This is a genomic window from Fulvivirga lutimaris, from assembly GCF_009711525.1.
Taxonomy (GTDB): Bacteria; Bacteroidota; Bacteroidia; order Cytophagales; family Cyclobacteriaceae; genus Fulvivirga; species Fulvivirga lutimaris.
Window position 1 is genome coordinate 1 of the sequence record NZ_SMLV01000315.1, and the last position, 13,378, is coordinate 13,378.

Annotated in this window: 10 protein-coding genes and 1 tRNA gene; 3 read left to right on the forward strand and 8 right to left on the reverse strand. The window is 38.9% G+C overall.

Annotation, left to right across the window (positions count from 1 at the left end; all coding sequences use genetic code 11):
- From E1140_RS06265 to E1140_RS06295, 7 genes are all read right to left on the reverse strand, one after another.
- Positions 1 to 530: hypothetical protein (locus E1140_RS06265; RefSeq protein ID WP_155180429.1), on the reverse strand; the 530-nt coding region annotated here is incomplete at its 3' end.
- Positions 531 to 885: 355 nt separating this feature from the next.
- Complete coding sequence (locus E1140_RS06270; protein ID WP_155180433.1) at positions 886 to 2,031, reverse strand: PorP/SprF family type IX secretion system membrane protein; 1,146 nt, start codon at positions 2,029 to 2,031, stop codon at positions 886 to 888.
- Positions 2,032 to 2,137: 106 nt separating this feature from the next.
- Positions 2,138 to 3,226 (reverse strand): T9SS type B sorting domain-containing protein, encoded by a 1,089-nt coding sequence (locus E1140_RS06275; RefSeq protein ID WP_185153457.1) that lies wholly within the window; start codon positions 3,224 to 3,226, stop codon positions 2,138 to 2,140.
- Positions 3,227 to 3,366: 140 nt separating this feature from the next.
- Positions 3,367 to 6,477: a beta strand repeat-containing protein gene (locus tag E1140_RS06280; RefSeq protein ID WP_155180439.1), complete on the reverse strand. Its 3,111-nt coding sequence runs from the start codon at positions 6,475 to 6,477 to the stop codon at positions 3,367 to 3,369.
- A 383-nt stretch (positions 6,478 to 6,860) separates the two neighbouring features.
- Positions 6,861 to 7,826, reverse strand: coding sequence for an NAD(P)H-dependent flavin oxidoreductase (locus tag E1140_RS06285; RefSeq protein ID WP_343034167.1), 966 nt, complete (start codon positions 7,824 to 7,826; stop codon positions 6,861 to 6,863).
- The gene (locus E1140_RS06290) at positions 7,823 to 9,202 is read right to left on the reverse strand and encodes a M20/M25/M40 family metallo-hydrolase (protein WP_155180442.1); all 1,380 of its coding nucleotides are present in this window, start codon (positions 9,200 to 9,202) and stop codon (positions 7,823 to 7,825) included. The genes E1140_RS06285 and E1140_RS06290 overlap by 4 nt, the downstream gene beginning before the upstream one ends.
- A gap of 3 nt (positions 9,203 to 9,205) precedes the next feature.
- Complete coding sequence (locus E1140_RS06295; RefSeq protein ID WP_155180445.1) at positions 9,206 to 10,546, reverse strand: DEAD/DEAH box helicase; 1,341 nt, start codon at positions 10,544 to 10,546, stop codon at positions 9,206 to 9,208.
- Between the two features lie 79 nt (positions 10,547 to 10,625).
- Here E1140_RS06295 and E1140_RS06300 point away from each other — a divergent pair, with 79 nt between their 5' ends.
- The 3 genes from E1140_RS06300 (at position 10,626) to E1140_RS06310 (ending at position 12,450) form a co-directional block, all read left to right on the forward strand.
- Positions 10,626 to 11,966 carry a dihydroorotase gene (locus E1140_RS06300; protein ID WP_155180449.1) on the forward strand — a complete coding sequence of 447 codons (1,341 nt, stop codon included), beginning with the start codon at positions 10,626 to 10,628 and terminating at the stop codon, positions 11,964 to 11,966.
- 72 nt (positions 11,967 to 12,038) lie between these two features.
- Positions 12,039 to 12,114, forward strand: a tRNA-His gene (locus E1140_RS06305).
- A 90-nt stretch (positions 12,115 to 12,204) separates the two neighbouring features.
- A complete protein-coding gene (locus tag E1140_RS06310) occupies positions 12,205 to 12,450 on the forward strand; it encodes a hypothetical protein (RefSeq protein ID WP_155180452.1) in 246 nt (81 codons plus the stop codon).
- A gap of 57 nt (positions 12,451 to 12,507) precedes the next feature.
- Here E1140_RS06310 and E1140_RS06315 read toward each other — a convergent pair whose 3' ends face one another.
- A complete protein-coding gene (locus tag E1140_RS06315; protein ID WP_155180455.1) occupies positions 12,508 to 13,257 on the reverse strand; it encodes a hypothetical protein in 750 nt (249 codons plus the stop codon).
- Between the last annotated feature and the right edge of the window lie 121 nt (positions 13,258 to 13,378).

The window sequence follows — 13,378 nt, forward strand, 5'->3', positions numbered from 1 at the left end:
AAGTTATTGGTGCTGACTAAATCTCCGCCTCCATCTGTTGGAAATGGCTGATATTCCCATTCTCCTGAGGTACTATTGTATATTAATACCTGGCCATTTATAGGGACCTCAGAAGGTAAATCAATCCCATTTAGACTAAGTGCATCGCTTGATAAAGTTATAGGTGTTCCATTGCCATCTTCTAATAAGGTAAGCTGTTTAGTATTTGCATCATATTGAAGGCTATAGGACATTCCACCCCCAGAGCCCGAACTGATATCTCCCCACTGTGACCCATTATGAAAATACACTTTATTATCAGAGGACTGAAAAACTACCATTCCCGCTTCGGGATTTGGCACTTGAGATACTGCATCCACTATCGGTAAAATCAGTGCCTGCGAACCATCCCCCTTTAAATATAGAACTGCACTTGACTTTAAGTCTTTCGTGCCAATAGAAACTGTATTTTGAGCCCGAAGTTCTGAGGAAATAGAGGATAAAACTAGGGCTAGAAATAGTCCTAATCTAAGTAGTGATCGATTGAACATAAAGTTAGCTATTAATGTAAAAAGATATAATAACTTACTTCATGCGTAGCATCAAGTTTATAGGATCAGTGATTATAAATCCGTCTAAAAAGCAGCCAAGTACAAACGTATAATTATTATAATCATTCAATTAACGACCTTATTTGTTAAAATCCAAGATATTTCTTTGCGGTGCAGTATTGCGTACAGCTCAAAATGAAAATACTTTTTGACTAAAAACCTTACATGGTCATTGATGGTAGCTGATTGCTGTTATTAGGTTATTTATGAAGGCATAGGCTAAGGTTAATAACCTAAATCAAAAACTCATTTACGTAAGAATCAGTACTTATTATTATTTGCAATAAGCTCAATACTATTTAAACCTTTTTCCTCCACTTCTTTTCTTCATTCGCCTGTAATTCTTCTTGCGTCTCTTCTTGTTATTGAACTTCTTCCCTCTAGATTGCTTTTTCTGTGTACCGTTATAACGTAAGCTGGGGTTCTTGATGTTCCTCAGTCTCCTCCTTTGCTTCTTCTTCGCTGCTTTCGGACTTCTAGACCCTACATTCGTACGCTTCGCTGCACTGCTTAGTGTCTTTCTTCTATAGGCCAATGCATTCTTATAGTCTTTCTGGAAACGTTCCTGATAAGTCTTATCATTAAAATCAAATCTTATTGCTATCTCACTGCTTGTCCCAACATCGCTACCCAAATTGTTGTTTACTAGCTCGTAGCTATAACCAACAAATACCTTTCTTGCAATCTTTAAGCCTGCCGCTATATTAATGATATCGCCCTTACGCATGGAGCCGCCTACTGTTAGCAGATTGTTGTACGTATAGTACAAGCCTGCATCCCAGATGTCATTGTCCTCTGAAAACTTTCTGTAGGTGAACGTAGGTTCCAGTATGTCTTGTCCGCCTCTCAGCGGAATAAGTCCTGCTGCGTAGCCAGAGTAGAACTCTGACAGCACACTTGCATTGTTAGATATTTGAAGGCTTGTGGCCAGTCTATTAGCTGCAGCGCCTACTTTGAAGTATCTGTGTTGGTAGTTTATACCAAAAGAGAAGTCCAGATTGTTGGTCTTCTGTCCCAGTAGTGGATCATTTCTATCTCCTATTACGCTTCCAATATCAAAGCCCAGGCTATTATACTCTGCGCTCAAACCCATAGACAGCACACTATAACTACCAAAGTTGATATGATAAGCAAAGGCTCCTGATATGTAGGTGTTATCTACGAAGTTTACTTTCTCTTTAAAGATATTGGCACCTAATCCAAACCTGTGATCATAGAACGGTGTATGGAAGCTTAAGAAATTGTTCTTTGCAGCTCCGGTTACATTATTAAAGTTCTTTCTATTAGCAAATGTCAGTGAACCAAAGGTATGGCCAGCCATAGCTGGATTATAGATAAAAGAATTAGTTAGTTTTTGACTAAACAATGGAATGTCCTGAGCTGTGGCAGATGCCATAACCAGAAGGAATATTGTTGATACTATTAGTAATCGTTTAATCAAATTCTTTTCTTTTTGCCGTCACCTCGAATCCCGGTAAGGTGGGTGTTCTCATTATTCATTGGGAGACTTCTCATTTCGCTTTGATTCACTTCGAAGTGACTTTTATTTAATTCATTACTGTTATTACCTGCTTAGCAGTTGTTCCTGCATATTTTAAGATACATATATAGTTCCCTGGCGAAAGGTTATCAAAGCTTCCATCATAGGGGTTATCAGTATCATTAAAGTTTTTAAAATTCTGTTTTCTATATACTTCCACCCCCCATCTGTCTAGCAGTATGACTTCGTTATCATCTGCATAGGCGCTAATAGCATCTATGATCAAATAGTCATTGGAGTCATCATCATTAGGAGTAATAATATTGTGTATAATAGGTGTTAGGGCTAGCTCTGAGCCTAGTAATAAAACCCTGCTATCTCCTATTAATGGGTCATTACTAATAATGGAGTTGAAAGTATTTAATGATGAACCAAAGCCTCCAAGGTTTCTTACAGCTCCGCCTTGTTGTTCGTACTCTAGTACTACTCCTATAGTGTTCTCATCTGTAAATAATACTTCATCTTGTGGCAGGATGGGAATATTAACTCCTGAACTGCTAAAGTTAGTCGAGGTAAAATCCCAGGCCCAACTATTTGAAGCTGCTGACACATTGGTGGGCAATTCTCCTAAAGACACCCCTCCGGCTCTTACTGACATGGTCGTTGATATATCTCCTGAGCCAATTACATCTGATAATTCAATTGGAGCATATGTACCATTAGCTCCCAAAGGAAAGAATTTACTCCCATTCCCAAGATGAGTCAATGGGCCCGATATCCAGGAGGTACCATCAAACTCATTAACACCCACTCCGTTGTTAAGTATCATGGAGCTACTACCACTTACTACCAACACGCCAGATATTAAATTCAATTGACTGGTCACAGTGAGACTTCCTGATTGAAGTTGCTTATTACCCTCATTAACCATCTTTAGTACCGGAACTGATAAACCCGATGATAAATTAAGGGTCAGGTCTCCATCAAGGCTGAGTGAAGCATTGCTACCAAAGGTCACAGTGCCGTTATTGGTAACATTCCCATTAGTGGCCATCAACAAATCACTGCCGGTTTTCAGTACGGTATTGTTGCTCACATTGAGCTGGGCAAGCACCATCGAAGGCAACAACAATATGGTGAACAATAGCTTATTCATTGCCATTACTAGCCTCTGCTGTTAGAATTTCAATTAATACCATCAATTTATACCATTCTATTATCATTTTATTTATTTTATTATTTCTTCTTCATAAGCTTTTCAACTAACCCCGTAATTATTTTCATGGGACTTGTTTTTTAAATAGGCGTCACTACCCACTTTGCTTGAGAGGAAGCATTAGATCCTGCATAAGAAATTGTTGCAACTCCACCTGATACCGTAAATGTATAATTCACTGATTGACCACAAGAATTATTTAATGTTATAGTATCCGTTCCACTTCCTGTAATATTATTTCCTCCACGACCAGCCTGTGACATGATATCAACAGTTCCATCACTTTCAATGAATAAAACTGCTGCAAAAGTTGGGCTAGCACATGGAGTATAAAATATTACGTTTGCCATAGCACCGACTCCTACCGGAATTTCATTATCAGTTGCTGGTAAAGTTGTATCAGTATTTAGAAAGTAAGTGCCATTTATTTCAGCAGTACCATTCACCTCTAATGTAGACGTTGGTGTTGTAGTACCTATACCAACATTGCCGGTCGAGCCAATAGTCATTCGACTTGAGAAGGCGGTATTAAAAGTTAATGCATTTGTTGCACCAATTTCAAGATTATTGGCGGAACCAGCATCTTGAATAAAACCTACCTGTCCAATATCTGCATTATTAAATGTAATGGAAGAGGCTGCATTGACACCGGTCCCAGTACTATTTAAGGCTATCGTTGGTATAACCGCAGTTAAATCCAGATTATACCCTGGCATTGTTGTTCCTATGCCAACATTAACAGCATTAGCTCCAGTTCCTCCCAAAACCATTGCATTACTTGTGTTTACAATAGCATTATAGCCTATAGCCGTGGCATTTGTTAAAGAATTAGTTCCCACACCTGAATTAGCACCAATTAGTGTATTATTAGCACCCGTGGTAAGGGCAGTTCCAGATGCAGCAGCCGTCCCTGCACCACTACCTACTACAGTATTTAGTCCGCCCGTAGAGTTGGTTGATGCCGCATTATTTCCTATAAAGACATTATTGTTACTTGCGTTTACTCCACCAGCACCTTTACCAACTATTACATTCTGCTCACCAGTATTACTAAAACCTGCCTGATGACCTAAAATGGCATTAAAGTTTCCTACCTTTCCTGCACCATTACCTACACTTACTGTCTGATTAGTTGCGTTTATAAAAACATCAGGGTTACCAGTTGGATCTTGCCAAGTGGCGAAACCATTAGCATCAGATGTCAATACTCTACCAGCAGCTTGTGTCCCATCAGTAATTTTTATATCTCCTAAAATATCAAGTTTAGCTGCCGGTGATGCAACTCCAATACCTAGATTTCCACTGGCATCAATACGCATGGTTTCAGTAAAACCTGATGCATCTGTAGCAAACCTTAGAGGGTCTCCTGCTTTAACTAGTATAAAGGGGTTAGGGTCTGCACTGTGTCCCGGAAAAATCTGCATCTCATGACTAACATCAGCATTTGCTAATCTTAAAGTACCACCAAAGTTGGCCGAAGGACCTCTTACATCGACTTCGTAACCTGGAGTAGCTGTTCCTATACCTACCTTGCCATCCGTTTGTAATATTGAAAAATATGGCGCTGAACCATCAGTATTATTAATTACAAGGTCAGCCCCGTCCATATTAAAAGTTTCTCCTCCATTATACGCAGTTTGTAAATCCGTTGCAAAGCCTAGCCCAGATGGGTCTGTCCAAATTGGTGCTCCTGTACCGGCATCAGAAACCAATATATCACCAACTGTGCCAGGATCTCCTGCAAAATAGACTACATCATTGAAGTTTGACTCGCCATTTACATTTAATAAGTAAGTATTGTTTAATGCTCCTATACCAACGGATGAACCATCATCTAATATAGTCGATTGAACGAGAGTTGTACCGTTGCCTCTAAAAAGTGCATTATTGGTGGCTGCTACTCCAGTAATACCAGAACCGTTGCCCACTAATACTCCTGTTTGACCAGTCTGATCAATTGTATTAAAATTCGACTGATCAATAAAAGTCAAATCTCCAGTGCCGTTGGTCCCCAATAACTGAGCATCATTAGATGGTGTTAACCATGTTACAACCCCGGCATTTGAGTTGGCTAATAATGCTCTGGAAGCCCCATTATCTTGTATATCATCTAATTGAACGGCATCATTTTGAATAGATGTAAGTCCTGTATTATTGATAAATACATCTCCACTCATTGTAACTGATTGTGGGGTTGTTCCATTTGATACTATTATTTGAGCATCTGCCATTGCTGGTAAAGCTGTGATTCCATCGATATCTGTTTGCAGCTCTAAAAGAGCTGTTTGTACGTTGGTAGATGCTAAATTTCCTGTAGGAGTTACAGGAACTTCCGTTGCTACCTGATCATCTGTAACAGCTCCCAATGCCGTAGTATTTGCAGTTATTTCTGCCTGTAATTCTTCCAGTGCCGACTGAGTATTAGTAGATGTTACACCATTCTGGGCAGTTACCGGTACTTCACCCGCTACCTGATCATCGGTACCGCCACTAGCATCCAAATTAGTTTGTAATTCCACTAATGCAGCTTGAACGTTCGTAGAGGAAAGGTTTCCTGAGGGGGCAACTGCTACGCCTGCAGCATCTTGGATTTCGTTGTTTGGATCCGCATCAGCATCATCTACACTTACGACACTTAATGGTGTTGATAAACCATCACCGGTAATTGTTGTTCCGTCAACTATTACTCCGCTGAAAGTCCCCGTTGGTAGCGTCTGATACTCCCAGGCTGATCCATTATAAACCAATATTTGATCACCTGCTGGATCACCTGCTGGTAAATCAAAACCATTTAAGCTCAAAGCATCGCTTGATAATGCTATTGGCGATCCTGAGCCATCTTCAAGAAGAGTTAATTGATTGGTATTGCCATCATATTCAAGGCTGTAGGTACTCCCACTTCCAGTGCCTGAGCCAAAGCCAGACCACTGAGATCCATTATGAAAATAAACTTTATTATCTGAGGATTGATATACAACCATACCCGCCTCTGGACTGCCTACCTGAGAAACTGCGTCAACTATAGGAATAATAAATGCCTGGGAGCCATTGCCTTTTAGGTAAAGCACAGCGTTAGACTTTAATTCATCTGATCCTATGGAAACTGTATTCTGAGCATATAGTTCTGATGAAATAAACAGAACAAATAGAATAATTAAGCTTCTTAATTTAAAGACTGATTGAGCATGCATAAACTTAAATTAAAGTGTAGTACCACCTAATAATTTATCAATGCACTATGTAAGTTTTGATAGAATATTGTTAAAATATTAATCAAATAGGCGGCCTAAGTACAGACAATAAATTATTATAATCTATAAAAAAACAACCTTCTCAGTTAATTTCCTAGTCTTTTTTTATTACTTATAACTTTAAAAGTATCCTCTAAAGGAATTCTCTCAGTGTAGCAGCTTAACATTCAATGGCTTAACATCAAATTGAGTATTTTATGTATATTACATGAGTAAGAAAATGTAGTCATTTGTTTTTTTTCGATGCCTTTTCATATTGCTCTTGAATTCAAATTAATTGACTTAACATATAGGCATTTTGGCAATTCGTATTATTAAAATGGTCAGCTATAATAGTCAGAGATTAACTGTTCTACAATTTCATTAACAGGCTGCACCTTATTTACATACTCAATAGAAGGCCCTGCACACCATACAGTTTTATAGGTGGCACCAAATGCGGCCTTTTCCAATGATTTCATTCCCTTATAGAAGGTGAGCATCTTGGCATACTTCTTCAAGGTCTTGTTTTTATTTAACAAGCGTTCAAGCCAAGTTTGCTTAGTTCCAATCTCCTGAACGTACGGAGTGTTAATAACCGTGCAAGGAGTGCCTGAAAGCTTGGTAGTCATCACAATATCTTTAGCTCCATAGTCTACGACAGCTTGTTTATAATCATCAGAAACCCCTGCTTCATTGGTTGCTATAAACGGGCTTCCCATAGAAATTCCGCAAGCACCTAAGGCTAACTTATCTTTAAACTGCTTACCGGTACCTACACCGCCAGCGGAAATCACCGGAATAGTACACTTTTCTACGAGTAGAGGTATCAATTCCTTAAAGGAAGTAGGTCCGGCATGGCCTCCTGCCTCAGAGTTTACTGCAATAATAGCATCAGCTCCAAGCTCCTGAACTTTCAGTGCATATTCTACATCAACAACATCACAAAAGACCTTAATACCTTTAGGTTTACATGCTTCTATAACCAGCCGTGGACTACCTAAAGAAGTAATGATAAAATCAACACCCAACTCAACGCATGTGTTGAGCTGTTCCTTCATTCTCACATTTGACTTATTTACAATTAAGTTAATGCCGAAGGGGCCTTTGGCTATGTCCTTAATCTCTTTTATTGCAGCTCTTAATTCCTTATCAGTGCGGTAATTTAAGGCTGGAATAGCTCCTGTAATACCTGATTCAATAGCTGCAATTGTCATGGCTGCATTAGAAACCAAAAACATTGGCGCCATTATGATGGGATATTTTATCCCAAGCATTTTAGTCAATTCTGTCTCGATTGGTTGACTCACTTTACTCCGTATTTATCCATCATATATACTAAGGCTGTCATGCCAGCTGCACCTAGATGCAGCTCTCTTTTGTTTACTTTATCAAAAGTATCATTATCAGTATGATGGTAGTCAAAGTAGCGTTGAGAGTCCGGCATTAATCCTATAACTAAGGTGCCTTGACTTCTGCTAAGGGGACCAATGTCTGCACCACCACCTGGCAAACCAAATTCATAAATACCATAAGGCTCGAAAAGTGGACGCCATGAAGAAAGAAGCGCTATTGAGTTCTCATCACCCGTCATTCTAAACCCACGAGGTGAAAAACCTCCACTATCAGATTCTAATGCTGAAATATGATTTTCGCCTTTCTCCTTAGCTACCTCAGCATATTTTGTTCCTCCTCTCAATCCATTCTCTTCATTCATAAACATCACTGCTCTCAATGTTCTCTTCGGCTTATACCCCAGCGCCTTCAATGTTCTTAGAACCTCTATTGACTGAACACAGCCAGAGCCATCGTCATGAGCACCTGTTCCCAAGTCCCACGAATCTAAATGACCTCCTACCACAATTATTTCCTCTGGCTTTTCTGTTCCTGTCATTTCGGCAATTACATTGTAGGAAAGCACATCTGGCAGCATCTCGCAGTGGGTCTCAAAATAGAATTTTAGCCCTGGACTACTCTTCAATGCCTCGGTTAAAATATCTGCATCATTTGTACTAATAGCTACCGCTGGTATTTTAGGTAAATCATCTTTATACCTCAAAGAACCGGTATGAGGAAAATCATCTGAGACAGTAGCCACAGATCTCACAACAACACCAATTGCTCCATATTTAGCGGCTTCAGATGGGCCACTGCCGCGCTGGTCTACAGCACCACCGTAGGCTGAAAATGTCGCTATTTGAGTCTGATCCATCGGACGATTAAAGAACACAATTTTGCCTTCAATATTCTTCTTTCCTAACTTCTCAAGCTCCTCCAAACCCATAACTTCTACCACCTCGGCCAAAACACCTTTCGACCCGGTACCAACGCTGTTGCCCAATGCTCTAACATTGACTTCACGGGTTCCCAGTTTATCAGAATTAACAATACGTGCTTTTTCTCTTGCACCTCTAACCCAGTGTGGCACCATTACCTCTTGCAAGTAAACCTTATCAAACCCACAGGACTCCATCACCTGCTTACTCCACTCTACGGCTGCTGCTGCTTGAGGCGAACCACTTAATCGAGCTCCAATTTTATTGGTTAGATAATCCAAATTATCATAGGCCTGCCCCTCAGTAAGGGTCTTATCGAAAATGGATTTTATCATTTTCTCATCTTCAGATTGTGCTGAAGCACTCAGAGAAAAATAACTTGCAATCAGTAATACTAAAATCTTACGCATAATTTATCTTCTTTTCTTTTTTGCATTCCTATTTGGCCTGCTTTGCTTATTTGATCGATATTTATTTGGTTTATCAACATCCTTTTTAAATACTCTTGGCTTCTTATCATGAAACGCCCCCTTGAAATCTGGATTTTCCTTTCTTTTAAAGGCATCAATGTCCATTTCCATTTGTTGCCCCTCCTCATAACCTGTTTTCTCTATTTTCACCTCATCAGGCAGCTTCTTTCTAGGTATCGGTTGATTGATCAGTTTTTCAATTTTACCGATATGTAGTAGCTCTGCTTTGTTAGCAAAAGTGATGGCTATTCCCTCATTATTAGCTCTACCTGTCCTGCCAATTCTATGTACATAGTCTTCATAAATAATGGGAACATCAAAATTCACCACATGCGAAACCATACTTACATCTATACCTCGAGCAGAAATGTCGGTTGAAACCAGAATTCTAAGATCTCCTTCTTTGAACTCATTCATAGCATTGATTCTACTATTCTGACCCTTGTTGGAATGTATTACCCTAACTGATCCTAGTTTCCTTCTTTCAAGATATTTAGAGACATTATCTGCAGTACCTTTTGTTTTAACAAAGACTATTATTCGTGAATAGGTTTCATCTTGAAGCAGGTATTCTAAAAAATTAATCTTCGTTTTCAGATTAGGAACTTCATACAAGATCTGATCTATCGTATCTATCGTGGGCTTTTCGGGCGCGACTTCTACAATTTCAGGAAATTCCAGAAACTCCTCACTCAGCTTCTTTACGAATGGAGACATTGTAGCACTGAACAGTAAGTTTTGTCTCTTAACAGGTATGATCTCCAAAATACGTTTGAGCTGGGGCATAAAGCCCATGTCCATCATCTTATCCGCTTCATCGATAACCAATGTCTTGATCATTTTTGTTAAAAGCTCCCCCTTGAGATAGATATCAAGAAATCTACCCGGTGTAGCTATTATAATATCAGTGCCCTTTTGAACATTCTCGATTTGAGTTTTTGGCCCGATACCTCCATAAAGGGACACAAATCTCAGGTCTGTATATACTGCTAACCCCTTAATATTTTCTTCTATTTGAAGAATAAGCTCTCTTGTTGGAGCTAATATCAATGCCCTTGGATGGTCTCCTTGAGCGTACTTAATTTTCATTAGAAGTGGCAAAAGGTAGGCAGCGGTTTTACCCGTTCCTGTCTGAGCTATTCCTATCACATCATGGCCAGCAGTTGCTAACGGAATAGCCTTGATTTGAATTGGAGTAGGATCCTTAAATCCAAGCTCATCAACGGCATTTAAAAGCTGTTTATTGAGTTTAAAATCATCGAAAGATGAAATGTTGTTTGCCATAATTAGAAAATCCTTTGCACCTCGCTGGCTTTGCCTGTAAATTGCGTTGAAATATAGTTAAAAGCAAAATTATTGGATAATGGCATCTATTTTAATCACCAATGCAAAAGTCATAAACGAGGGAACCATAAGAGAAGTAGACGTATTGGTCAAGAATGAATTTATTGAAAGAATAGATAACCACATTTCTGCCGATGGTGTAGATAAAGTCATTGACGCCAGTGGTAAATATTTAATGCCTGGCCTGATAGATGATCAAGTACATTTTCGCGAACCAGGATTAACACATAAGGCAGAAATCTACACGGAAGCAAGAGCTGCTGTTGCTGGTGGAGTAACCAGTTTTATGGAAATGCCCAATACAGTTCCCAACACGCTAACTCAGGAGCTACTTCAAGACAAATATGATATTGCAGCTAATCGCTCTTTGGCCAACTACTCTTTTTTTATGGGAGCTGGCAATGACAATATTGAAGAAGTACTGAAAACCAACCAAAAAAATGTCTGCGGCATTAAAGTGTTTATGGGCTCTTCAACAGGAAATATGCTTGTAGACAATCCAACTACACTTGAAAACCTATTCAGCAAAGCACCAATATTGATTGCAACCCATTGCGAGGATGAGGCAACAATCAGGCGAAATACTGAAATTTATAAGCAAAAGTATGGTGAAGATGTGCCGATAGAATGCCATCCTTTAATCAGAAGTGAAGAAGCATGCTACACCTCATCTTCTATGGCCGTTGAACTAGCAAAGAAACACGGTACACGACTACATATACTTCATATTTCCACAGCCAAAGAACTTGCCCTGTTTGATAACTCTATTCCATTAAAGCAGAAGAAAGTTACCGCAGAAGCATGTATTCACCACATGTGGTTTAATGATGCTGACTACAAATCTAAAGGCACTTTTATTAAATGGAACCCTGCTGTCAAAACCAAAAACGATCAGGAGGCTATTTTGAAAGCAGTTCTAGATAATACAATAGATGTAATTGCCACTGATCATGCCCCTCATACTATTGAAGAGAAGAAAAACACCTATTTCAAAGCTCCTTCTGGTGGACCTCTTGTGCAACACAGTTTAGTGACATTACTTGAAATGTACCATCAGGGGAAAATAACATTAGAACAAATTGTAGATAAAGCATGCCATTGCCCTGCCATTCTTTTTGAGATAGAAAAGAGAGGATATATCCGGGAGGGATATTTTGCAGATTTAGTATTGGTAGACCTCAATGACCCTTGGGTGGTGGACAAATCAAATATTCTTTCTAAATGCCAATGGTCACCCTTTGAAGGAACTAGATTTAGATCACAGGTTACTCATACTTTGGTTTCAGGGCACCTGGCCTATGAAAATGGAATTCTAAATGAATCTCAACAAGGTAAGCGTCTTACTTTTGACAGACCCTAGTATAAATATCTATTTATAAGTATTTGTAATATCATTTGTAGTATCTACATTTGCAGTCCCTTACGGGAAAATGGTGATTGTAGTTCAGTTGGTTAGAACGCCTGATTGTGGTTCAGGAGGTCGCGGGTTCGAGTCCCGTCTTTCACCCTTATAAAGCTCATCTTAGAATTTCTGAGATGAGCTTTTTCTTTTCGCACCTATAGATTTTAATTCATCGAAATAATTCTTAAGTTCAAAAATGATCTGGAATGACTTTAAACAGCTCAATATTAAAGATAAGATCAGTGTACTCTATGAGTCTGGCACTTTTATAGTTGCCATACGGTACTACAAGTACAAGGTAAACCTTTATCTAATGGACAATTATTTTGTTGAGGTATTCTTCAATCATAAACTTGATATGATCGAAAAGATCGAGATAATGGATCGCAACACCACCCGATTAAAATTTTACACAGATCAAATAAAACTAACAAGCCTATAAACAAAGAAGGGCTCCTAATTAGGAACCCTTCTTTGTTTTAAATTATTTATCTCTGAATTAAGCAGTAGCGCCTTCTTCGGCTGCTGCATCGCGAAGCATCGCAATCTTAAAGTTCTTTTTAGACTTGTGACCGCAATATCCACATTCAAAATGCTTCAATAACTCTCCTTCTTCAGTATGTGAAGGAGATTTCATAATCTCTTCCTTAGTCACTCTGAAAGTCTGATAGTTACACTCAGGGCACTGCAATGCATGTAAATGACCAGAATATTTTTCAATCTTAGTGTAGCCTGTTTCTTCATCTACCCATACATCGTAGTCAATAGAGAAGATATCTTCTTCAGCCTGCATACCTTCATCAAGGTAAACATCCTCTTCCTCCTCACTAAGTAGCTTCATTGCTTTACCAGTTTTAGGAGAAATTCTTGGCTTGTATCTAAGCTTCTTAAGTCTCTTCTCAATGTAGAATGGGTAATAGAATTTAAGTAGGTTTTGAACAATTACTCCGATAATTAGTCCCATTGAAACAGTTACGAATAATCGGACAAACAACCATAAAATGCTAAGTTCTGCTATATACGAATTAGCATAGAATCCGCCTCCAACGATAAGGAGCACACTGCATGTCATGAGTATGTTTATCTCAGCGCGATTGATGTAATCGTATTTAGTCTTTGAGTCACTTGTAGCTCCCAGTTTTAAAATGTGACCCAGTAAAATGAGCACAGATAATCCTGCAAGACCGTAGGCTATATATTGCGCCCACATGTTCCAAGCTTCAAAGGATTGTGTCGAGGTTTCTTCCATGGCCTAAAGTTTGTTTATGTAAGTTTTGATGGACAAATAAAGTTATTTGAAGACCAATTTAAAAATAAGTCGTCAATTTTAATATTGTTTTGATAAAAATTAAAAAAGTAATATACAATAC

Bases quoted from the DNA above. Each gene is read 5' to 3' on its own strand.
- E1140_RS06290 (WP_155180442.1), bottom strand. From the start codon at position 9,202: ATGCGTAAGATTTTAGTATTACTGATTGCAAGTTATTTTTCTCTGAGT.
- E1140_RS06280 (WP_155180439.1), bottom strand. From the start codon at position 6,477: ATGCATGCTCAATCAGTCTTTAAATTAAGAAGCTTAATTATTCTATTT.
- E1140_RS06300 (WP_155180449.1), top strand. From the start codon at position 10,626: ATGGCATCTATTTTAATCACCAATGCAAAAGTCATAAACGAGGGAACC.
- E1140_RS06275 (WP_185153457.1), bottom strand. From the start codon at position 3,226: ATGAATAAGCTATTGTTCACCATATTGTTGTTGCCTTCGATGGTGCTT.
- E1140_RS06295 (WP_155180445.1), bottom strand. From the start codon at position 10,546: ATGGCAAACAACATTTCATCTTTCGATGATTTTAAACTCAATAAACAG.
- E1140_RS06310 (WP_155180452.1), top strand. From the start codon at position 12,205: ATGATCTGGAATGACTTTAAACAGCTCAATATTAAAGATAAGATCAGT.
- E1140_RS06315 (WP_155180455.1), bottom strand. From the start codon at position 13,257: ATGGAAGAAACCTCGACACAATCCTTTGAAGCTTGGAACATGTGGGCG.